Annotated in this window: 16 protein-coding genes; 2 read left to right on the forward strand and 14 right to left on the reverse strand. The window is 60.0% G+C overall.

What is annotated here, in order from left to right:
* Positions 1–191: 191 nt before the first annotated feature.
* Both KG007_RS12750 and KG007_RS12755 read left to right on the forward strand, forming a co-directional pair.
* Positions 192–629, forward strand: coding sequence for a PepSY-like domain-containing protein (locus tag KG007_RS12750; protein WP_195461625.1), 438 nt, complete (start codon positions 192–194; stop codon positions 627–629).
* A gap of 328 nt (positions 630–957) precedes the next feature.
* On the forward strand, positions 958–1,350 hold the full coding sequence (locus tag KG007_RS12755) for a DUF2721 domain-containing protein (RefSeq protein WP_195461651.1): 393 nt from the start codon (positions 958–960) through the stop codon (positions 1,348–1,350).
* 263 nt (positions 1,351–1,613) lie between these two features.
* On the opposite strand, the gene KG007_RS12760 is transcribed toward KG007_RS12755, so the two are convergent.
* The 14 genes from KG007_RS12760 to KG007_RS12825 form a co-directional block, all read right to left on the reverse strand.
* Entirely contained in the window at positions 1,614–3,884 is a 2,271-nt protein-coding gene (locus tag KG007_RS12760) for an inorganic phosphate transporter (protein ID WP_213349335.1), read from the reverse strand.
* A gap of 153 nt (positions 3,885–4,037) precedes the next feature.
* The gene (locus KG007_RS12765) at positions 4,038–5,486 is read right to left on the reverse strand and encodes a sensor histidine kinase (RefSeq protein WP_213349338.1); all 1,449 of its coding nucleotides are present in this window, start codon (positions 5,484–5,486) and stop codon (positions 4,038–4,040) included.
* A complete protein-coding gene (locus KG007_RS12770) occupies positions 5,464–6,144 on the reverse strand; it encodes a response regulator transcription factor (RefSeq protein ID WP_213349340.1) in 681 nt (226 codons plus the stop codon). Before KG007_RS12770 ends, KG007_RS12765 begins: the two co-directional genes overlap by 23 nt.
* A gap of 173 nt (positions 6,145–6,317) precedes the next feature.
* Complete coding sequence (locus KG007_RS12775; protein ID WP_195461613.1) at positions 6,318–7,382, reverse strand: bifunctional 3-deoxy-7-phosphoheptulonate synthase/chorismate mutase type II; 1,065 nt, start codon at positions 7,380–7,382, stop codon at positions 6,318–6,320.
* A gap of 22 nt (positions 7,383–7,404) precedes the next feature.
* Positions 7,405–8,250: a prephenate dehydratase gene (locus tag KG007_RS12780; protein ID WP_195461612.1), complete on the reverse strand. Its 846-nt coding sequence runs from the start codon at positions 8,248–8,250 to the stop codon at positions 7,405–7,407.
* 238 nt (positions 8,251–8,488) lie between these two features.
* Positions 8,489–9,238, reverse strand: a complete 750-nt coding sequence (locus tag KG007_RS12785; protein ID WP_213349343.1) for a lipopolysaccharide kinase InaA family protein — start codon at positions 9,236–9,238, stop codon at positions 8,489–8,491.
* Between the two features lie 144 nt (positions 9,239–9,382).
* Complete coding sequence (locus tag KG007_RS12790) at positions 9,383–11,089, reverse strand: hypothetical protein (protein ID WP_213349346.1); 1,707 nt, start codon at positions 11,087–11,089, stop codon at positions 9,383–9,385.
* A 22-nt stretch (positions 11,090–11,111) separates the two neighbouring features.
* The gene (locus KG007_RS12795) at positions 11,112–12,029 is read right to left on the reverse strand and encodes a sugar phosphate isomerase/epimerase family protein (RefSeq protein WP_213349348.1); all 918 of its coding nucleotides are present in this window, start codon (positions 12,027–12,029) and stop codon (positions 11,112–11,114) included.
* Positions 12,030–12,038: 9 nt separating this feature from the next.
* Positions 12,039–13,055: a DUF6528 family protein gene (locus KG007_RS12800; RefSeq protein WP_213349351.1), complete on the reverse strand. Its 1,017-nt coding sequence runs from the start codon at positions 13,053–13,055 to the stop codon at positions 12,039–12,041.
* Between the two features lie 2 nt (positions 13,056–13,057).
* Complete coding sequence (locus tag KG007_RS12805; RefSeq protein WP_213349354.1) at positions 13,058–14,893, reverse strand: beta-N-acetylhexosaminidase; 1,836 nt, start codon at positions 14,891–14,893, stop codon at positions 13,058–13,060.
* A gap of 2 nt (positions 14,894–14,895) precedes the next feature.
* Positions 14,896–16,467, reverse strand: a complete 1,572-nt coding sequence (locus KG007_RS12810) for a RagB/SusD family nutrient uptake outer membrane protein (protein WP_195461606.1) — start codon at positions 16,465–16,467, stop codon at positions 14,896–14,898.
* 25 nt (positions 16,468–16,492) lie between these two features.
* Positions 16,493–19,825 (reverse strand): TonB-dependent receptor, encoded by a 3,333-nt coding sequence (locus KG007_RS12815; protein WP_213349357.1) that lies wholly within the window; start codon positions 19,823–19,825, stop codon positions 16,493–16,495.
* A 115-nt stretch (positions 19,826–19,940) separates the two neighbouring features.
* Positions 19,941–20,924, reverse strand: a complete 984-nt coding sequence (locus KG007_RS12820; protein WP_213349360.1) for a FecR family protein — start codon at positions 20,922–20,924, stop codon at positions 19,941–19,943.
* A 123-nt stretch (positions 20,925–21,047) separates the two neighbouring features.
* Positions 21,048–21,635 carry an RNA polymerase sigma-70 factor gene (locus KG007_RS12825; RefSeq protein WP_213349363.1) on the reverse strand — a complete coding sequence of 196 codons (588 nt, stop codon included), beginning with the start codon at positions 21,633–21,635 and terminating at the stop codon, positions 21,048–21,050.
* Between the last annotated feature and the right edge of the window lie 107 nt (positions 21,636–21,742).

The following is a 21,742-nucleotide window of genomic DNA, read 5'->3' on the forward strand; positions in this document are numbered from 1 at the left end:
TCGGCCCGCAAAGATACGTTATTTTTTTCACACTAACCAAGGAGCGCTTACAAATTTTTATAAAAATTTAAAAAATACCTACGATCAGGTATTGACAGGGCTGTCGGGGCGATGGAATAGTTACAAGACGGCATTGTGACGTTTGTGGCCCTGCTTTTGCAGGCAGGTGGTGTAGAGAAACACGATAAACGATGAAAAAAATTCTGTTGGCCCTGCTGGGAGCGGGCCTTTTTGCGACGGCGGTATTTGCCGAGGGCGATGAAGTTCCCGTTAAGATGCACGAACTGCCCGATGCGGCGCGGACGCTGGTGAAAAAGTATTTCGGCGATGTCGAAGTGGTTTCGGCCCTGATGGAGAAGGGGGTTGCCCCGAGTTACGAAGTGAAGCTGGCCGACGGCACGAAGCTGGACTTCGATGCCCGCGGCGAATGGACCGATATCGAACGGCCCGGCGGTGCGGTTCCCGACGGGCTGATACCGCAGCCGATCCAGAAATTCGTGGCTGCGAACTACCCGGGACAGCATGTCCGCGGTATCGAACGCGACAGCCGCACCCATGAGGTCACCCTCGGCAATGGCCTGGAACTGAAATTCAACCGCAAGTTCCGGCTGGTCGAAACCGACCATTGACGATTGATGCGGCGGATTACGGCCCGGGGGTTTGAGTTGCGCATCCGGCCCTCGGGTCCCGCCGCTTTTTTCGGATTATTCCTTTTCGATCTTATAACCGAATCCCTGGATCAGCCGGAGTATTGCGGGCCGTCGGTTCGGCCAGTTTCTGCAGGTTGTCGGGCGTTCGCCGGGATAGGTTGTAGGCATGGTCGGTATTTGTTTGGTTGCAAAGGCAGTAAACAGGGGTTTAATGCGCCGCTGCGGCCCGCGTTTTCTGTGAAAACCGGATTCCGGGAGGCGAAGACCGGGATATTTGCCTACCTTTGCCGTATAAAATCCGCGCATGATGGAAGAATTGACTTTGACAACACCCGCTCTCCTGTTCTCGGCCGTATCGTTGATCCTGTTGGCTTATACGAACCGGTTCCTCTCTTATGCCCAGTTGGTGCGCACGCTCAAGGAGCAGCATTTGCAGCACCCTTCGAAGGTGACGCGTGCACAGATCGACAACCTGCGCCGGCGGCTCCACCTCACGCGTACGATGCAGGCGCTGGGCGTGTCGAGCCTGTTCCTGTGTGTGGTGACGATGTTCCTGCTCTATGTGGGGCTGGTCCTGCTTTCGGCCTATGTCTTCGGCGCTGCGCTGTTGCTGCTGATCGCCTCGCTGGGTGTTTCGCTCTGGGAAATACAGATTTCGGTCCGGGCGCTCGAAATCCACTTGAAGGACATGGAGAAATAAAAGTCTCCTTTTGAAAAGGGAGATTTAGAGGGATTGTCTGTATGTTGCCTGCGGCATCTTCGTTTTTCAGGCATACTCCTGAAAAACGAAGATGCCGCGACATCCCGTCACTGCATCTCCCACTAACCTACTTATGTAACCTAAAACCAACTTGTGAATCCGGTTCTCCGGTTTTCACATTGCAAAGATACGGGGCCGTCGTTTCAGCGAAATGACGGCCCCGTTACGTTTTCGTTACGCGGTGCTTTTTGAAACCCTCTTTTTCAAAGGAGGGTTTGGGTGGATTGTCTGCATGATGGGGTATCGGCATTATTTTGGGCTTCCAGGAAATAGTGCTGCGATTTCAGCAGGTTGCGCGACTGGAGCATCATTGTCTTGGTCTCGTTGAGAATCGTGAGGTAGAGTACGCTGGCGCGGGTGCTGCCCGAAGGGTTGCCGTTGATACGCCTTAGCTGGCTCTTGATCGCCCCGACTATCGTGTCGAAAAGTTTGTCGCGCATTTCAAGTACCAGGTCGAGGTCCGAGAAATCTTTCGAGGCGAGCATGTCGTTGATCTTGTCGAAGATCGTTTCCACCTGGTCGTTGACCCGCATCAGGTCGACGATCTGCTCCTTCGACATGCCCTCGTGGTTGTTGTCGATGTGCTCCAGCGACGGACGCGTAATGTGGATAAGCGCCTTGGTCACTTCCGAGAGGTAATCCGTAACTTGTACGTAAAAATGCCCCGTGTCGATGTCGCACTGCTGCAGGCGCCGCAGCGTGGGCATGATGTTGTATTTGCGGATGCGGGCATCCTCGAAGAGCTTGTTCGAATCGCGTACCATCTCCTTCAGCACCTTGCGGTTCTCCTTGAAAACGGCGACCAGCGTGCGGTTGTAGATGCGCGTGACTTCCTGCATCGTGCTGCAAACTTCGCCGATGCAGGCGCACAGGACTTCGTCCGGGGTTTCGGCGGTTTCGAGCGGCAGCTGGACTTTCTCGTCCGCCGCTTTCAATTCGGGCGTTTTGCGGTGGCTGCGGATGAGCAGCCAGGCGCAGATTGCCGTGAGTGCAACCACGGCGATCCAGCCGCCCCACAGCAGCAGGGCCGTGACGGCCAGCGCGATGAGGAATCCGCCGAGCGCCGTGATAAACCAGCCCGAGATCACGGCCATTACGCCCGTGATGCGGTAAACGGCGCTTTCGCGGCCCCACGAACGGTCGGCGAGCGACGAGCCCATGGCCACCATGAAGACCACGTAGGTCGTCGAGAGCGGGAGTTTGTACGAAGTGGCAATGGCGATGAGGATCGACGCGGCGGTAAGGTTCACCACGGCGCGCACCATGTCGTAGGGGGCCGACGAACGCTCTTCGACGGGCAGCGGTTCGAACCTCCGGTTGATGGCTTTCTGCATCCGTGCCGGAATCAGCCCGGTCCACATCGTGTTCATCACCAGTGTCGCGCGCACGAGGCTGCGCGAAACGAGCGTCGAGCCGAAGCGTTCGTCGCCTTCGTGCTGCGAGGCGAGCGACAGTTCGGTTTCGGTGACATGCTGCGATTTTTTCGAAAAGAAGAGCGTCAGCACCATGACGATGCCCGAGATGCCCAGCAGGAGGAAGTTTGCGCGTGCGGGACCTTCGAGCGCTCCCATCATCATCGTTTCGCTGCCTGCTTCGCGGGCGATCTGCCAGGCGTCGTAACCTGCCAGCGGCACGCCGATGAAGTTTACCAGGTCGTTGCCCGCGAAGGCCAGCGCCAGCGCGAAGGTTCCCGAAAGGATCGTGATGCGCATGATGTTGAAACGCATGCGCTGGAAGAGGTAGAGGAGGAGCGATGCCGCAGCCCAGAATGCGAGGAGCGTCAGCACGACGTGCCCGCCGACGTACTCCGAGATATGGGTCGGAATCAGCCCCGAGTTGTTCAGTCCCTTGAACAATGCGAAATAGAGGATTCCGGCCAGCGAAATGCCGCACCAGACGGCTCCCCAGCGGCGGAAGACCGCAGCGTAGCGGAACGAAAAGATCAGGCGCGAAATGTACATGAAAAGCGTTCCCGCCGCGAAGGCCAGCGCCACCGACAAAAGGATTGCCGCGATGATGACCATGGCTTTGCCCGTATTGATGAATTGCGAGAGGTCCTGCAGCGAAGTCCCCGGGTCGCCGGCGATGCGGAAAAGTGCGGCGGCGACGGCGGCTCCGAGCAGGCCGAAGACCATCGACACGGTAGTCGAGGTGGGTAGCCCCAGTGTGTTGTAGATATCCAGCAACAATACGTTGCCCAGCATCATGCCCAGGAAGAGCATCATGATCTCCCGGAAAGAGAATTGCCCGGGGTAGAAAACGCCGCTGCGGGCAACTTCCATCATGCCGCTCGACGTGAGCGTGCCGATCAGGATGCCTGCCGCCGCAACCCAGAGGATCACGCGGCGGGGTGCGACTTTCGAGCCCAGGGCCGAGTTGAGGAAGTTGACGGCGTCGTTCGCGACGCCCACGACGATGCCCATCACGGCCAGCAGAGCCAGGATGACAACGATTGCGGTGAAAAGTGGGGACATAATTCGTATCGGTTTTTTCCGGTACAAAGGTCAGAAACGGATGTTACAAAGCTGTTAAGGCGCAGTTGCGGAGCGGTGAAACTTCCGGAGACGGCTGTAAAAGGGTTGAAGTCCGGCCACGGGCGATAAGCCGGGTTGCCGTACGGGGGATGGCTAACTGTGTTTTTTCAGCGTAAATTCGAATTCCAGTCCGCCGCGCTCGCGGTCTCGGGCCGTGATCGTGCCTCCGTGGATCACGACGGCGTTTTTGACGATAGCCAGCCCCAGCCCCGTCCCGCCCTGCTTGCGCGAACGGCCTTTGTCGATGCGGTAAAAGCGTTCGAAGATGTGCGGCAGGTGTTCCTCGCCGATGCCGATACCATTGTCCGAAAAACATATCGTACACGCTTCGGGGGTATTGGAAACCAGCCGGATGAAGATGTCGCGCCCGCCGGAATAGGCCGTGGCATTGTCCGCGAGGTTGCGGAATATCGACGCCAGCAGCGACGGGCTGCCGACGATCTCGATCTGTTCCGGGAAGTCGATATTCACCCGCAGCCGTTCGTCGGCGGGTTTCAGGAGCATGTCGGCGGCGATTTCGTCCACCAGGTCGTTCAGTACGACGCGCTCCTTCTGGATCAGCTGGCTCGCTTCGTCCATGCGTGTGATGGTCGAGATGTCGGCCAGCAGGCGGCGCAGCCGTTCGGTTTGCGCTGCGCTTTTTTCCAGGAAGTCCGTGCGTTTCTGCACATCGAGCGAGGGGTTGGCCAGCAGGGTCTCCAGGTAGCCCTGGATCGCCGCAACGGGGGTTTTCAGCTCGTGGTTGATGTTGTTGGTAAGCTGTTTCTTGATGCGGATTTTCTCCTGCTGTTCATGCAGCGCGAGGGCGTGCTCGCGATTGCGGTCGGCGGTGGTCTTCTGCAGGCGGGCGTAGAGGCGGATGATGTGGCTCGATATTTCGCCCAGTTCGTCGTGGGGGAATGCCTGGAGATTGTCGATCGGCTCGCCCCGCTCTGCCCGTTGGGCGAATTCGTTCAGCCGCGTGATGTTCTGTCCCAGGCGGCGTGTCGCGAAGTAGCCCGCAACGCTCATCAGCAGTGTTATGCCCAGCATGACCCAGAGGAATTCGCGGTCGGCGGCCAGGATTTCGCCCAGCGGTACGGAGTAGGGCACGGCCGAACGGACGATGCAGCTGTCGCCCTGCATCGCCGAATAGAAATAGTTGCGGTCGGTACTCTCGGAATGGCGGCGGATGGTGTAACCTTTGCCGTGGGCCAACGCTTCGGCGACCTCGGGGCGGCTGAGGTGGTTGGCGTCCGGCAGTGTGTCGAGCGAATTGTCGAAGATGACACGTCCGGTGCGGTCGATCAGCGTCACGCGCAGGTCTTCGTACGGGTTGCCGTGACGGGCGATGAAAGCATCGGGCGGTGTGCCTTCGCCTGCGGCGTCGAGCAGCCGCAGGTTGAAGAGTTGCAGTTGCGCGTCGAGCTGTTCGGCCTTGAAGTGTTTTTCGCGGCCATACTGGAAGAGGATGAAACATCCCACCAGCGTCCACGAAAAGACGATGAGCAGCAGGAACAGCCGCCGGTGGTAGGAGAGCCTACTCTTCGAAGCCGTAACCATAGCCCAGACGCGTTACGATGTGTTCCCCGTAGGGGCCGACTTTGCGGCGCAGGCGCGTGATGTTGACGTCGATGGTGCGGTCGAGGACAATTACCTCGTCGCTCCAGATGCGGCGCAGCATCTCCTCGCGTGAAAAGATCACACCCCGGTTCGAGAGCAGCAGGGCGAGGATTTCGAACTCCTTTTTGGTGAGCTGGAGTTCCTGCCCGTCGAGCGTGCAGACCTTGCGCCGGAGGTCCATCTCCAACCCTTCGAAGCGGATGTTTTCCGATTCGGCCTGTGTAACGGCCGTGCGGCGCAGTACGCTGCGTACGCGGGCCAGCACTTCGCGGACTGAAAAGGGCTTCGTAATGTAGTCGTCGGCGCCGATGTTCAGCCCTGCCACCGTGTCGTCCTCTGTGTCCTTCGCCGTGCAGAAGATCACGGGGACCTTGGCCGTTTCAGGGTCGGCTTTCAGTATCTGCGCCATCCGAAAACCGCTCATTTCGCCCATCATGACATCCAGCAGGATCAGCGAATAACGTTCGGGGTGCATCCGCAGGGCCTGTTCGGCGCTGTACGCCACGTCGGCCTCATAACCTTCGACTTCGAGGTTGAACTGCAGGATTTCACACAGCGACTCTTCGTCGTCGACTACCAGGATTTTGTGTTTTGCCATAAATGCGGGTTTGAATCCGTGACAAATTTACGTAACATTGCCGATGTTGCATGTTCCCCGTGCGATATTTAACCGAAATGTAATGTTTCCCGTTTGCCGCTAAAAACCGGTGTAACCGCTAAAAACGATAAAGGCTCCCGATTCGCGGGAGCCTTTGTCGTTCCGTGGGAGTCCTATTTTCCCAGCACTTCCATCTGCTGGCGGATCGACTCTTCGTGGATGGCCTGCAGGACGGTGCGCATGAATTCGCGGTCCATGCCCATCTGCTCGGCCTGTCCGGCACGGCGGGCCAGCAGTTCCTCGTAGCGCTGTGTCTGGAGTACGGGCATGTTATGCTCCTTCTTGTACTGCCCGATGTCACGCGAAACACGCATGCGGCGCGAAAGCAGTTCCAGCAGCTCATCGTCGAGCTTGTCGATCTGCGAACGCAGTTCGGTGAGGCTCTCGGTGGTGATCGATTCGTCGCGGATTACCAGGTTGCGGATGATGTACGCCAGCGCTTCGGGCGTTACCTGCTGGGCCTTGTCGCTCCAGGCGCAGTCGGGCGAGCAGTGCGCCTCGACGATCAGTCCGTCGAATCCGAGGTCCATGGCCTGCTGCGACAGCGGGGCGATCAGTTCGCGCTTGCCGCCGATGTGGCTGGGGTCGCTGAAGATCGGCAGGTGGGGCAGGCGTCGGTGCAGTTCGATGGGAATGGCCCACATCGGATGGTTGCGGTAGAGGCTCTTGTCGATCGACGTGAACCCGCGGTGAATGGCCCCGAGGCGGCGGATTCCGGCGTTGTAGATGCGCTCGATGGCGCCGATCCACAGTTCGAGGTCTGGACTGACGGGGTTTTTCACCAGCACGGGAACGTCCGCCCCGCGCAGTGCGTCGGCAATTTCCTGCATGGCGAAGGGGTTGGCTGCCGTGCGGGCGCCGATCCACAACAGGTCGATGCCGCCTTTCAGCGCTGCGGCTACGTGTTCGCGGGTAGCTACCTCGGTCGCGGTGTACATTCCCGTTTCGCGCTTCACGCGCTGGAGCCAGGCGATGCCCGTTTCGCCGACGCCTTCGAAACCTCCGGGTTTGGTGCGGGGCTTCCAGAGTCCGGCGCGGTAGAGGTTGAAGCCTTGGGCGGCCAGCGAACGGGCCGTGCTGAGGACCTGTTCCTCGGTTTCGGCACTGCAGGGACCGCAGATTACCAGGGGGCGTTTGGGATCGATTCCCGGGAGTGTGATGGGTTGAATGTCGTTCATGATCGGTATGATTTATTTGTTTTTAAATTGCGGGGTTGGTGCATTCGGCATATTCGCCGAGGATGCGGAAGTCGCTCGTGAGGGGCCGGGCGGCGTCGATGGCCTGCCGGTAGCGTACCGGGTCGTCGAACGTTACGTCGACGTAGAAGCGGTACTCCCATTCGCGCCCGATGATCGGCAGCGACTGTATTTTGGTGAGGTTGATGTCGTAGAACGAAAGGACGGTCAGCACTTTCGAGAGGCTCCCCTGGGTGTGCGAAAGCGTGAAGAGCAGTGAGGCTTTGTCGGTGTTCGCCGGGTCGGAGAAGGCTGAGGCGCGGCTCTCGTCGGCAAGCAGCAGGAAGCGTGTGAAGTTGTGTTTGTTGGTTTCGATGCCCTGTTGGAGGATTTCGAGGCCGTAGAGGCGGGCTGCGTCGGCGCCGCAGATGGCCGCCGTGTTTGCGAGATGCCCTTCGGCGATTTCCCGCGCACTGCCTGCGGTGTCGTCGCGTTCGACGACTTTCATGCCGGGGCGGGTTTTCAGGAAGTCGCCGCACTGCATCAGGGCGATCGGGTGTGAACGGACTTCGGCGATGTCGTCGGACGTTTGGCCGGGGAGGGCCGCCAGTACGTGCGAGATGCGGAGTTTCTGTTCGCCGATGATCCGGGCGTGGCTCTGCTGCAGGAGTTCGTGGTTGGGCAGCAGGCTGCCGGCAATGGTGTTCTCGATGGCTGCGATGCCCAGCAGCGCCGGATCGGCAGCCATGCGGGCGAACAACTCGTCGAAACTCAGGCAGGGGAGAACTTCGATTTCCCGGTCTGCGAAATAGCGCCGCGCCGCCGTTTCATGATAGCATCCCGCGATGCCCTGTATTGCGATCTGTTCCATAGTGGTTTGAAAAAGAAAATCCCGCTCGGCCGAGCGGGATTTTCGTGTCATATTAATCTATACTTCGATGTATACAGTTAATTGCATGCGATCCCGCTTTTTCCCTTGCTATAAAAGAAAAAGTAATAAAAATAATATGCAAAACCGTATGCTCTCATCGTTCGATAGCTTTTATCGTTGGCAAATGTAGCGAAATAATCCGTAAAACCAAATTCCCGGCGCGTTTTTTTGCGGAAAATCAGCGTTTGTGGCGCCGGAACCGTTTGCGCAATTGTTTGCTGTGGCCGAATGCCAACCGGAAAAAAGTGCCTCGCAGCAGCGTGTCGTCCACATTCCACCCGCGGGCTTCGGCGTATCGGTCGAGGATGTAGAGAAATGCCACGGCCGGGCAGGCAAGCCGCCGCAGGTTGATCATGCAGGCCCGCGAGGAGAGGCCTGCGTCCTCGAAATGCATGCGGTTGATGTCGATCAACTGGAACCGGTAAACGCCCGCGGCGGTGCGGCTCCAGAGGATGTTGCCGTGGTTGAAGTCGCGGTGTTCGATGCCTTTTTCGTGGAGCGAAACCGCGAAGCGGGCGAATGCCTCCAGTACGGGCAGGGTTCCCGCCGCGGGAAAGTGTTCGGTGGTCTGCGACAGCGGGGCGTAGTCCGAGCGGCGCGAAACGTAATAAGTGTCGCTGAGCAGTCCGTGACGGCGGTATTCGCTCCATGCGATGGGCTCGGGCGAGTCGATCCCCAGCGCCCGCAGCCGCACGGCGTGTTCGTAGGAGCGGCGCGCCTTGCTCCTGCGAAAGAAGGTGTAGATCACGGCCCGCAGCAGGTTCGGACGCCGGAACCGCTTGACGACCAGGCGTTCGCCGTTTATCTCGAAGGCCTTGATCGTGTTGCGTCCTGCGTGCAGTATTTCGCCGCCCTGGCCGAAGAGTTCGGGCAGGCGCTGTGCGAAATCCCGGAGGTGTTCCGTAGCCGTATTGATGTGAATGCGCATTGCAGTAGTTTTTCCGTTGCAAAGTTACGCACCTGCGGCGCATACGTCAGTCCTTTTTGGTTGTGAAATTGTCCTGAAACGGAACTGGAACACGAAAACAGGGCGTCCCTTCAAGGAACGCCCTGTTGTAACGAACGGTTTGGCTTACTGAATCCGGATGCAGCGGATCGCCATGCCGCTGCAGATCGGGTCTGCGTTGGTGGTCCAGCGGTAGTCGTAGAAATTGAGCGCTTTCTTTTCGGCCGACGGCGAGATGGTTGCCGTCCAGAAGAAGGTCAGGCGGCCCGGATAGCGCACCTTGGCGCTCCACACGCGCAGGGCTGAGCCCGGGAACATGAAGGTTTCGTCGCCGATGGTGTATTTCCGGCCGAAAGACTGGGCGCTGACATTTTCCTGCGCGGTCTTGCCGGTGTCGATGTCCTTGATGTAGCCGTTGAGTTCGTCGAATGTCGGCACACGGTAACCGGCCGGACACGGGTCGTTGTTGGTCTTCGTGCCGCTCACGCCGCCCCAGTAGTCTTTGACTTCGCTGTTGGAGCCTTTCCACCCGCCGCCGTTGTAGACTCCGTAGTAAACGGTCGGGTTGGCGATGCTCGTGGCCATGTCCATATCCTTGTTTATGAATTTGAAGCCTTCGCAGAGGACATCGTTGTAGAGGAAGAGTGCCGTGTAACCGGTGTCGCCCGTGGTCTGGAATCCGGTTCCCTCATATTCGACAGCACTGGCATAGTCTTTCTGGATGCGGTTGGCGCCGATGAACGGGTCTTTGCGGCCCCACTGGAAGTAGAGTCCCAGCGAGCCGACCAGTGCGCCGTCGAACTCCGTGGCGCCGACATTGCGGTCGAGGAACGTGCGGCCGTTGACGGTCTGGGCGGCGGGGGCCTGCGTCATCCAGATGTGCCAGCTCCAGACGATTTCGCCCGCGCTGTTCGTAAGGGCGATTCCGGCATTGCCCGCATTGCCGCTGGTCTGGAAGACGATGCGGCCTGCCGAGAGGTGTACACCCGATACCAGCCCGGAGCCCGACGACCATACCCAGTCGGCTGCGGCTGCGGCGACGGTGGTTCCGTCGGGCCGTTTGGGGTCGATGCTGTACCAGCCGCCTTCGGTGACGATGTAGCAGTTGGCGGCGCCTGCCGCCGAAAGGTCTTTCGGGCGTATCACTTCGCTCACCTGGCCGTCGTAGAAATCGGTGGACATGCGCACGACGGCCTGGAAGAAGCAGGGCTGGCCCGTGTCGGGGATGTCGAGGCTGAAGGTCTTGTTCTGCTCGTCGACCTGCGTGGCCCGTACGAACTGTACGGACGAAACGCCGTCTTCGGTCGTGGCGTAGCGGAATCCCGGTTCCACGCTCAGGTCGCGGTCGAGTTTGTAACTGCCTTTGAGCGAGATGACGCCTCCGGCGGCTTCGGAGAATTCGGTGGTGACCTCCGGAACGGAAGCCACCTTTACCTCGAACCATCCGGTGCGGCCGTTGTAGGTCTGGCCGCCGATAATCATGTAGGCGCGGAAATAGTGGTCGCCGTTGTCCACATTGGAGAGGGTGTACGAAAAACGCCCTTCGGCGTCGACCGAGCAGACGATGGGTTCGGATTTCATCATTTCGGCGGCCGTGCGGCCGTAGAGGAATCCGGCTTCGGTGACGGTCTGGCCCATGTCGTTGCAGTTGCCGTTCATCGTTGCGGTTCCCGCCATGGCGTTGACGGAGGCTTTGCCGGTGTTGACGATCGGGGAGGCTGCCTGCTCTTCGTCGCCGGGATTGGGGTTGAAGTATTCGTAACCGTCGGAACAGCCCGTGCCGTTCCATGCCGCCAGGGCCAGCAATACGGTGTAATAGATGTATCGTTTCATAAAAGGTTCGGGATTTGAAGGTTTATTTTTTGCGTTCCGACTGCTTCTTGTAAAGTGCATACCGGTTGAAAAGGCTGTCGGTCGTCTGCCGCATGTATTCGGCGCTTCCGCGCGGATCGTTGCGCGGCGTGACTTCGTACATGAAGGGGCCGTCGTAGCCCGACCGGGTGAGGATGTCGATCACTTTCGGCCATTCGACGATGCCGCGTCCGGGCATCCAGTGGCGTTCGTCCACCCCGTCGTAGTCCGAGACGTGGATGTTGACGATGTAAGGGGCGAAACGGGCCGCGAAGGCGTGGCTCTCCTCGCCGAGCAGGTGGTTGGTGTCGTAGCAGATTTTGAAACCGGGGACATTGGCCGCCAGCCAGTCGAAATCGGCGCTGCTGTTGCCCAGACACCCGCGCGGGAGGTCCTCGACGGCCACTACGGCGCCGTAGCGCTCCTTTACGAGCGGGATGAAGCGCAGGAGCATTTCACGGAGGTTTTCGAGCCGCTGCGGGCGCTCCCCGTCGGAAATCTGCGCCTCGCTGCTGGGGTGCATCACCACCACGCGGAATTTGCCGAGGCGCGTTGCGCGGTCGAGGATTTCGATCCAGTTTTTGAGCGTCGCTTCGCGCCATTCGGGGCGGTTGTCCGAGAGGTCGTTCGGCGACTTGCGCGTGAAGGGCAGGTGGACCGACCACAGTTTCAGCCCGGAGCCTTTCATCGCGGTATTGAAACGTGTGATCCAGGCGTCGTACTGCTCCTCGGTCCCGCCCGTGAGATTGCCCGTCCAGGCTTCGATCCAGCGGATGCCGTATTTGTCGTGCGCCTCCTTGTAGGCTTCGGGGGTCATCGAGCGGATGGCCCCGTAAACCGCGCCTACCTCGTTCAGCCGCTTCTGGCCGGATGCGACGGCGGGCAGGAGCAGCAGGAGGAGGAATCTGAGTATTCTTTTCATGGGGCGGGGCTATTTTGCAGGTTGTACGAAATCATGTTTGGCGGGGTAGCTGTATGCGTTGTCGACGAACCAGCGCGCCTTGTAAATCTGCATGCCGCTCTGTTCGAAGACCGTCTGTCCCGCAGTGTCGACGACTTTGGTGTTCCACCACTCGCCGTCCTTGGGGATCATCAGGATCGTGGCGAAACCTTCCGGGCCCGAGCTGACCGACTTGATGGACGACTGCGAGAAATCGGTCGTCGTCATCGCGAGGTCGGAGGCCGAGACCTTCATCGCACAACTGTTGTTCGTGAGCCACAGGGCGTTTTCACCGTAGACGGGGAAGAGGTCGTGGGCCCAACTGCCCTCGGGAATCGCGCTTTCGGACTCCTTCGTGATGCGGGGGTCGTTGCCGTCGCCGTTGTAGGTGAAGACGCACAGTTTGTTGTCGGAGGTCGCCAGCAGGCGGCCCCGCGAACGGTCCCAGACGGCGCTGTGGCAGAAGGTCAGCGGCAGTTTCTGGACGATTTGTCCGGTGCGGGCCACTGTGTCGACGCGGAACGTGTTGAGGAATCCGTCGTTGTCCGTCGACGCCACGACGAGGTTGCCGTCGGGGAAGACTTCGGCCGAATGGGGGTTGTTGCCCACCGACGCGTAGAACATCACCTTTTTGTCGGCGATGCGGATGATCGCCACGCCGCCGCCCGAGGCTGTGGCCAGGATGTAACGGCGGTTGTAGATGGCTTTGACCTCGCTCGGAAGCCGCATGAGCGAAGTGGCGTTGGGCATGTCCGAGGCGCTTGCGGCCCGCCACTCCCAGAGGATCTCTTTGGTGTCGGCGTCGACGATGAGAATGCGGCCCTGCGCCTGCTCGGTCAGCAGCAGCGGGTGTTCGCAGTCGTAGATTTTGTCGGTGTCGTCGGGACCGGGGCCGGGTTCTTCCTCGACCGGAGGCATGGGAACCTCCGTGATCTCGATGTCTTCCTGGCAGGCGGTGAGGGTGAAGAGGCAGCCTGCGCATAAGAGGGCTGTTATACGGCGTTTCATAGTCATTCGGGGTTATTGGTTTGTATTTGGTTGGTGAGCATGACCGTCGTGACGGTGCTGCGCCGTCCCGAGGGGGCGATGGTCACGCAGCGCAGCGTCCGCTGTTCGCCGCGGGGGACAACGATGTCGAACGTCTCCGGCATCTCGCGGTCGAAATCCTGCGGTACGGCGCCGTTGAGCGTGTAGCAGACCTTGCAGCCCGGGAACGGCGGACGTATCGCGAAGGAGAAACTTTCGCCTTCGGAGGTCCCGTTTTCGATGCCGAGGGGCGCTGGCAGGCGGTAGGGTTCTCCCGTGGCGTCGATCCGCGCGAGGTGGGCCGGGAGCCGTACCTCGGAGAACTCCTCCCACGACTTGCGTTCGACGGGTGACCAGGCGATTTCGGAGAGCGCATAGATGCGCGGCAGGAGTTGGAAACTTACGCGGCCTTCGGTCCAGATGAATTCGGTCCAGAGGTTGGCCTGTACGCCCAGCAGGTAGCGCTGGTCTTCGGGTGCAATGCCTTCCGACGGGTCGTAGCCGTAAATTTTCTCCAGCGGCAGCAGGCTGCTGCTCAGGCTGACGGGTTCGTCGTACGAGTCGGTCGCTTTCTTATCGAAGTAGAGGTAAGTGCTCGGGGTCATGATCACCTCGTGCTGCTGGCGCGCGGCGGCAATCCCGCCTTTGGTTCCGCGCCAGCTCATCACCACGGCGTCGGGAGCCAGTCCGCCTTCGAGAATCTCGTCCCAGCCGATCAGCCGGCGGCCTTTCGATTCAAGGTAACGGCCGATGCGGCGGGTCAGGTAGGTCTGCAATCCGGACTCGTCCTTCAGCCCTTCGGCCGCCAGGCGGGCCTGGCAGTCGGGGCACTCCTTCCAGCGTACGCGGGGGCACTCGTCGCCGCCGATGTGGATGAATTTCGAGGGAAAGAGTTCCAATACCTCGTCCAACACGCCTTCGAGGAATTCGAAGGTCTGCTCCTTGCCCGGGCAGAAAACGTCGTCCAGCACGCCCCAGCGTCCGCTCGTTTCGAAATGCTTCGGGCCGTGGCCGCAGGCCAGTTCGGGGTAGGCGGCCAGCGCCGCCATTGCATGGCCCGGCATTTCGACCTCGGGAATGACGGTGATATGCCGTTCGGCGGCATAGGCCACGACTTCGCGAATCTCGTCCTGCGTATAGTAACCGCCGTAGCGGCCCTGTTCGTAGGTGATCGGGTCTTCGTGGAACCCGCCGATCTGGGTTTGGGCCCGGTAGCCGCCGATTTGGGTCAGGCGCGGGTAACGCCTGATCTCGATGCGCCAGCCCTGGTCGTCGGTCAGGTGCCAGTGGAAGGTGTTGAGTTTGCACGAGGCCATCCAGTCGAGGTAGTGTTTGATGAACTTCACCGGGAAGAAATGGCGGCAAACGTCGAGGTGCAGGCCGCGGTAACGGTAGCGGGGGTAGTCCTCGATGGAGGCGCAGGGAAGGTTGCCCCGCTGGTCGGCCATCTGGAAAAGGGTTTGCAGGCCGTAGAAGAATCCGGCCTCGTCGCCTGCGGTGAGCTGTGCCCGGCGTGCGGAGATGTCGATCCGGTAGCCTTCGGCAGGAATTCCCGCCGCGGGGTCGCGCCGCAGTACGATGGCATTCGCTCCGTTCCACGACGATGCGGGATCGCAGGGCGTGACCAACTGCCCGGCCAGCGCCGTCAGACGATCAGACCGGGTGTCGAAGCCTTCGCATTCGACGCGGCAGCCGGCGGTGACGAAGACGCCTACGCGGAGTTCGGCCTTTACGGGCTGGGGAATGACCTGCAACTGCCGCGTCGAGGCCGAAGCCGCGAATGCGGTGCAGAGTGCGATCAGTGTGAATATGCGTTTCATGGTTAGTAGTTGGGGTTATTGGGCAGCAGGTTGCGGTTCAGGTCGATTTCTCCCTGCGGAACCGGCCACCAGTAGTCGCGCGAAGGTTCGAAACTGCGGACCAGGATGACATCGTTGTTAAACTTGCGGATCGGGCCGTTGTTGACGTTCTCCGCCTCGCGCCAGCGGCGCAGATCGTTGTAGTAGTAGCCCTCTCCCACGAACTCCGCACGACGTTCGTAGCGGATGACGCTGCGCAGTTTTTCCTGGTCCTTGCCGGGGAACCCGAGCGCCGATTCGGCCGTGAATCCCGCACGGGCGCGGATCGGGCGAATCGTTTCGTTCCAGACCGTCTCGTCCAGTTCGTTCAGTTCGTTTTTGGCCTCGGCGTACATCAGCAGGATGTCGGCGTAGCGCAGGATCATGTAGTCGATGGGCGACTCGGTGTCGCCGATGCTCTTTTCGGCGGCGGTGGGCGTATGTTCGTCGTAAACCGTGTACTTTTTGATCGTGCAGCCGGTTTGCTGGAACTGCGTCGGCGTGACGACCGCGCCCATGAACTTGCAGCCGGGGTAGACGATCGTAGCGCCGAAGCGCGGGTCGATCTTCGCGGGGTCGAGTTTCTGCTCGCCGGGCGTGCGGGCGTTGCCGTCGCGGTCGCAGAAGAAATCGATCAGGTCGCGCAGCGGGGCCATCGTCCCGTACTGGCGGGCGATCAGTTCGAACGAAAGGCCCAGTTTGTTCTGGTTCATGCCCTGCACGCTGAAGATGCACTCGCTGCTGTTCTCGCTGGCTTCGAGAAAGAGGTTGCGGTAGGCCGAGCCGATTTGGCCCGGGGTGGTGAAGAGCTTGTACTCCGAATCGCAGTCCATCACGGCGCGGGCCGCATCGGCCGCGTCGCGCCATTTCCGCTCGTCGTGGCCGGGGTTGAGCAGCGGGCTGGCCTCGAAGAGCAGGATGCGGGCCTTGAGGGCCAGCGCGGCGCCCGACGTGGGGCGTCCCGGCTTGGCCTTCGGGGGCAGCGCCTTCGAAAGTTCTTCGAGTTCGCCGAGCATGAAGGAGAGTACCTCGGAACGCGGGTTGCGCGGCAGGGTCCTGTGCTCCATGACCGGGGTTTTGGTGATCAGCGGACAGTCGCCGTAATAGGTCGTCAGCATGTAGTAGAACAAAACGCGGAGAAAGCGCGCCTGGTTCTTGTACTCCTCGATGACGCTCTTGTCCAGTTCGCGGTTGAGGTCGATGTTGTCGAGCAGCGTGTTGCAGCGCCCGATGCCCTTGTAGGCATGGGCCCAGCGGTTGGAGATGATGCCGCCCGAGGTGGCTGTCTGTGCGCCGTTGGCGATCGTCGTCCAGGAGTCGTCGTTGCTGAAATTGTAGCCGTTGGGTGTGGCGTCGTCCTCCCAGTAGACGGCGGCGCGGCCGTAGATGCCCTTTTCGAGCAGGGCATTGTAGCATCCCGTCAGGCCGCCCTCCGCGGCCTTGGCGCTGTACCAGAAGGTCTGCTGGTCGTAGCGGTCCTGCGGTTCGATGTCCAGGTCGCACCCGGTGCAGATGATCCCGAGCAGAACCGGTATGATGGTTTGAAAGCGTTTCATGGTTTATCGGTTTTGAAGAGAGCGGTTATAAGGTAAGGTTGATGCCGAAGCTGATGGTTTTCAGGATCGGGTAGGAGAAGAGGTTGGCCTGCGAGATCGAGATCTCGGGGTCCCAGATCTTGAAGTCCGAGAAAGTCACCAGGTTCTGGCCGCTGACGTAGACCTGCAGCCCCTTGATGCCGATGCGCCCGATGAGCTTTTTGGGGAACGTATAGCTCAACTGGATGTTTTTCAGGCGCAGGTAGGACGCGTCCTGGAGCCACAGCGTAGAGTTCTGGAAGTTCTCGCCCGCCTCGGGGTAGGTCGTCAGCAGCGGATATTTGGTGTTGCGGTTGGTGGCGCTCCACGAATCTTTCACCCACTGTTTGGTCAGTCCTGCGCCGTTGTAGAGGCCGAAGGCCATGTTGCTCGACGGATAGACCGAAACGTCGCCTACGCCCTGGAACTGCGCCTCGATAGCGATGCCCTTCCAGCCGAAATTGAGGTTGAAGCCGTAGGTGAATTTGGGAATCGTGTTGCCTGCGATGACGCGGTCGTTGCCGTCGATGTTGTTGTCGTTGTTCTGGTTGACGTATTTTACGTAGCCTGGGCGCAGGTTGGCGCGGTTTCCGTAGACAGCCTGTGCCTGGTCGATTTCGGCCTGGGTCTGGAAGACGCCGTCGGCCTGGAGCAAGTACCACGAATTGATCGGATAACCCTCCTTGCAGATCAGGCGCCCGCTGATTTCGGTCTCGCCGTTGAGATCCACGATTTCGTTGCGTGTGTAGGAGAAGTTGCCCGAAACGCCGGCCGAGAAGTCGCCCCACGTGTCGCGCAGTGCGAGCGACAGTTCGACGCCCTTGTTGTCCACGACGCCCACGTTGCTCTTCGGGCCGCTCAGGTCGCCGACCTGCGAGGGAAGGTTCACCGTGCGCAGGATGCCTTCGGTGCGCTTGAGGAACCAGTCGGCCGTGAAGAGGATGCGGTTGCCGAAGATTGAGAAGTCGACGCCGGCATCGTAGGAGGTGGTCTTCTCCCAGGTGATCGTGTTGTCCGCGAGGGCCGAGATGGCTGCGCCGCCGTATTTCGAACCTTCGAAACTGTAATCGTAGCCCGAGGTGTTGACCGTGCTGAGGTAGCTGTATAGCGAGACGGCCTGGTTGCCCATCTTACCCCACGAGAAGCGCGGTTTGAGCTGGTCGATGAACTTCACGTCCTTCATGAAGTTTTCCTGGTCGATACGCCATGCCAGCGACACCGAGGGGAAGAAAGCCCAGCGGTGGTCGGGGGCCAGGCGCGACGAACCGTCGTAGCGGAAGACGGCGCTCACGAGGTAACGCTGTTTGTAGTCGTAGGAGAGGCGGCCGAAGACCGAGACCAGCTTTTCGCGCGAGGAGGCGCCTGTGGCCTGTGCGTTGACCTGTCCCGACGCGGAGTTGAGGTCGGTGTGGTAGTTGTCGTAGAACCCTTCCTTGTAGGCCTGGAAGTTGTCGTTGTAGAACTCCTGGTAATCCTGGCCGACCATCAGGCCGATGTGGTGCTCGTCGCGGAAGTTGCCTTCCCAGCCCAGCGTCTGGGTGAAGAAGCTGCCTGTTTCCCAGGCGTTCCAGTCCTTGACGCGCGGGGCTGCCGAATTGTAGTTGCGGACCTCCTCGGTCTTGGGATTCATGGTGTACATGGCCGGGATGTGGTCTTTGCTGCGGGTGTCACGCTTGCGGAAACTGAAATTGGCGTCGTAGGTGATGCCGTGGGGAAGCGTCAGTTTGACGAAAGCCTGGGCCAGCAGTTGCTGTACGCGGCGGTCGGTCGTGCCCTGCTCGATAATCATACGGGGATTCTCGTAGTTGCCGCGGCCCGGGGTGGCGATCCAGCTCGATCCGTAGATGCCGTTTTTGTGGTAATCCGACATGATGGGCAGGGCGCGCATCATGGCGTCCATCACCGTCGAGGTCCCGTAGCCCGGTTCCAGGTAGTGGCGCATGTTGCCGTAGAGCGAAGCGCCGACCTTGACGTATTTGTTGATCTGGACGCCGAGTTTCATGTCCATCGAGATGCGGTCGGCCCAGTCGTTGGCGATAAATACGCCGTCCTGCTTCATGTAGCCTACGGCCATGCTGTAATCGAGCCGTTCGCTTCCGCCCGAGATGCGCAGGTCGTGCTGGTGGATGAAGGCCGGTTTGAGGCAGATGTCGAACCAGTTGGTCGAGGGGTATACGTCGGGGTTGGTCTTCATGCCCTCCTGGTACTCCTTGATGACGGCGTCGGAGTAGGAGACGCCCGAGGCTGCTTTTCCCGAGTTGATTTCAGCCTGGTTGCGCAGGCGCATGTAGAGGATCGGGTCGTCGATCGGGTCGGGTACATAGGTCGCGTACTGTACGCCGAAGTTGGCCCGGTAGTTGATGACCGGTGCGCCTTTCGTACCTTTCTTGGTGGTGATGAGTATGACGCCGTTCGAGGCTTTCGATCCGTAGATGGCCGCCGAGGCGTCTTTCAGTACGGAGATCGACTCGATGTCGGCCGGATTGACTTCGTTGATGTTGTATTCCACGCCGTCGAGCAATACCAGCGGGTTGGCGCTGCTGAGCGTGTTGACGCCGCGGATGCGGATCGTACCTCCGTCCGAGCCTGGTTTGGCGTTGTTCTGGTTGATCCACACGCCCGGGGTGTTGTACATCGCCTGCGTGGTGTTGGTGATGGGCTGGTTGGCCTTTTCTTTCATGTCGATCGTGGCAACCGAACCGGTGAGGTTCACGCGCTTGACCGTGCCGTAACCCACGACCACGACATCTTCGAGGACGGTGGCCTCTTCGAGCTGCACCAGCCCGACGTTCGATGCCGGGAGTACCTTGGTCTTAAAGCCGATGTAGTTGAATGTCAGTTCTTCGGTCAGTGCGGGAACCGTCACTTCGAATCGGCCGTCGATACCCGTCGCCGTACCCTGGAGCGTACGCATGTTGACGACCGTGGCGCCCACGATCGGGTTGCCTTTCAGGTCGGTGACCTGTCCCTGGACTTTCAGGGGCTCGCCGGATTTCGAGGGAGCCTCTTTTTTCGAGAGAAGCACCTGTTTGTCGACGATGCGGTAGGCATAGGGCGTTCCTGCGAACACCTGTCCGAGTACGTCGAGGATCGGGGCGCTGCGTTTCGACACCGTGACGCGCAGTCCCGGGTCGATCAGGTTGTTGTTGTAGAAAAAAGAGAATTCGCTTTGCGCTTCGATGGCCTTGAGCACGTCGAGGATCGGGGCGTCTTTCATTTCAATGGTCAGACCTCCTCCCTTCTGTGCGTAAAGCGCTGCGGGCATGCCGTTCGCTGCGATGAGCAGGATGCAGCAAAACAGGCTCCGGAAGTGTTTCCGGATTGTGTAAAGGTTTTTCATAAACGGTTTTTAAATTAGTAGGGGTTGGTTCGGTACGGGTTTCGGCCGCAGTGCAGCCGGGCTGTTCGGCGGGGAATGGTTATCCGTAATTTCGGTCTCTGTTCATAGGGCTGGGTTATTTTTCGAAGATATGTACGTGCATGCCGTCGCGCCGGTAGAAGATCGGCGCCTGGTTGGTCGAAGACTGCAGGAGTTGAAGCGTGCGGTCGAGCGTCTCGTCGCTCAGAGTGAAGGTGTAATAGTAGCGCGACGCGATCTCTGCGGAGCAGTCGATGCGGCAGTTATACCACCTCTCCAGGCGCGGCAGGATAACCGACAGGGGCTGGTTCTCGAAACTCAGCGCCATCCGTTCGTGCCAGAGGGTGTAACGCTGGGCGTTGACCTGCGTGACGACCACTTTGCGCGTGTCGACCGAGTAGGCGAATTTCTGGTCGGGCGAGAGCGTATAGGTTTTTTTCGTCACCCCGGGGATGGACACCCGTACGCTGCCGTTGCGCAGGATGGTCTCCACATGCCGTCCTTCGAGGTCGGAAAAGACTTCGAAGGTGGTTCCCAGCGCCGTGACATCGATGTCTCCGGTGCTCACGACGAACGGCCGCGCGGGGTCTTTCGCCACTTCGAAAAAGCCCTGGCCGCTGAGTTCCACACGCCGTTCCCGGCCCGAAAAATCCGCAGCGTAACGGCACGACGAGTTGGCCCCGAGCCAGAGGGTCGAGCCGTCGGGCAGCTCGACCTGTTCGGTGCTTTGGTTGCCGCTGTACAGGGTGTGGATGACCTCCGGTGCGGGGCGCCACAGTAGGTTGGCGATCGTGAGTCCGGTCCCGACGGCCAGCATGACCGATGCGGCGATGCCGTAGCTCCAGCGGCGCCATGCCACGCGGAGTCCCGGGCGGGGTTTCCCGGCCAGTTCCGTTCCGAGGACGATGCGTCCCCAGATGCGGCCTTCGCGTGAAGGCTCCTCTTCGGCCTGCTCCGCGCTGCCGTCCCATTCGCGCTGCATGTGTTGCGTGATGTCGCGCCGCAGGCAGAGTTCCGATAGCTCTTTCTGCGAGAGTTTGTCGGCGAGCAGCTTTCGGACGAGGGTTTTGATGTCTGTCATCTCGGTTGTCTTCTGTGGATATCCACAATAAATACACGGCACGGCACCGGATACCCTTAGTGCGTGCAGCGATTTTTTTGTAAATTTTGTTTTGGAAGGGCTCACGCCCCGGACAGAGGGCCTTTAGCTGGTCATTCCGTCGTGAAAAAGCGCGAGCCAAAGTAGCACGGCGAGGTTGTCGCGCAGGAAGCGCAGCGCTTCGTGCATGTGCGCTTCGACGGTCTTCTGCGAGAGGTCCAGTTCTTCAGCGATTTCGCGGTAGCTCTTGTGCTCGCGGCGGCTCATGTTGAACACCTGCCGCTGGCGGGCGGGCATCAGGTCGACCAGCCGGTCGATATATTCCGAGAGGTCGCGGGCGCTGATCTCGGATTCGATGTCGTCCGACGCTTCGAGGGCGGCGAGCACCGAGACCTTGAAGCCCAGCGGGTCGATCTGCCTGCGGAAGCGGTTGAAGATCAGGTTGCGCGTTATGATGAAGAGCAGCCCCGAAAAATTGTCGTCGGGGTGGATGCGTTCGTGAATCTGCCACAGGCGGATGAAAACCTCCTGCACGACATCTTCCGCATCGTCGTCGCTTCTGAGGTAGAGGCGGCTGAAACGGAATACCTGCTGCCAGTGGGACTGGTAGAGACTGGCGAACGCTTCGGAATCGCCCTGCCGGAACCGGTCGAGCGTCTGGTTTGTCTGGTCTTGGGGAAATACCTTTTTCATCGGTCTGCGAGCGGAAGACGTGTCTCTTTTCCGGGTCGTCGGGGTGCGGATCGGGAGGCGTCTGCCAAAGCAAAAATAAGTATTCCCCGCAGAATTACCAAATTTTC

The sequence above is a fragment of the Alistipes montrealensis genome (genome assembly GCF_018362775.1).
Classification (GTDB): domain Bacteria; phylum Bacteroidota; class Bacteroidia; order Bacteroidales; family Rikenellaceae; genus Alistipes; species Alistipes montrealensis.

Coding starts and splice junctions, on each gene's coding strand:
- KG007_RS12775 (WP_195461613.1), bottom strand. CDS start 7,382: ATGAACGACATTCAACCCATCACACTCCCGGGAATCGATCCCAAACGC.
- KG007_RS12780 (WP_195461612.1), bottom strand. CDS start 8,250: ATGGAACAGATCGCAATACAGGGCATCGCGGGATGCTATCATGAAACG.
- KG007_RS12810 (WP_195461606.1), bottom strand. CDS start 16,467: ATGAAACGCTTTCAAACCATCATACCGGTTCTGCTCGGGATCATCTGC.
- KG007_RS12765 (WP_213349338.1), bottom strand. CDS start 5,486: ATGGTTACGGCTTCGAAGAGTAGGCTCTCCTACCACCGGCGGCTGTTC.
- KG007_RS12755 (WP_195461651.1), top strand. CDS start 958: ATGGAAGAATTGACTTTGACAACACCCGCTCTCCTGTTCTCGGCCGTA.
- KG007_RS12805 (WP_213349354.1), bottom strand. CDS start 14,893: ATGAAACGCATATTCACACTGATCGCACTCTGCACCGCATTCGCGGCT.
- KG007_RS12750 (WP_195461625.1), top strand. CDS start 192: ATGAAAAAAATTCTGTTGGCCCTGCTGGGAGCGGGCCTTTTTGCGACG.
- KG007_RS12790 (WP_213349346.1), bottom strand. CDS start 11,089: ATGAAACGATACATCTATTACACCGTATTGCTGGCCCTGGCGGCATGG.
- KG007_RS12760 (WP_213349335.1), bottom strand. CDS start 3,884: ATGTCCCCACTTTTCACCGCAATCGTTGTCATCCTGGCTCTGCTGGCC.
- KG007_RS12825 (WP_213349363.1), bottom strand. CDS start 21,635: ATGAAAAAGGTATTTCCCCAAGACCAGACAAACCAGACGCTCGACCGG.
- KG007_RS12795 (WP_213349348.1), bottom strand. CDS start 12,029: ATGAAAAGAATACTCAGATTCCTCCTCCTGCTGCTCCTGCCCGCCGTC.
- KG007_RS12820 (WP_213349360.1), bottom strand. CDS start 20,924: ATGACAGACATCAAAACCCTCGTCCGAAAGCTGCTCGCCGACAAACTC.
- KG007_RS12815 (WP_213349357.1), bottom strand. CDS start 19,825: ATGAAAAACCTTTACACAATCCGGAAACACTTCCGGAGCCTGTTTTGC.
- KG007_RS12770 (WP_213349340.1), bottom strand. CDS start 6,144: ATGGCAAAACACAAAATCCTGGTAGTCGACGACGAAGAGTCGCTGTGT.
- KG007_RS12785 (WP_213349343.1), bottom strand. CDS start 9,238: ATGCGCATTCACATCAATACGGCTACGGAACACCTCCGGGATTTCGCA.
- KG007_RS12800 (WP_213349351.1), bottom strand. CDS start 13,055: ATGAAACGCCGTATAACAGCCCTCTTATGCGCAGGCTGCCTCTTCACC.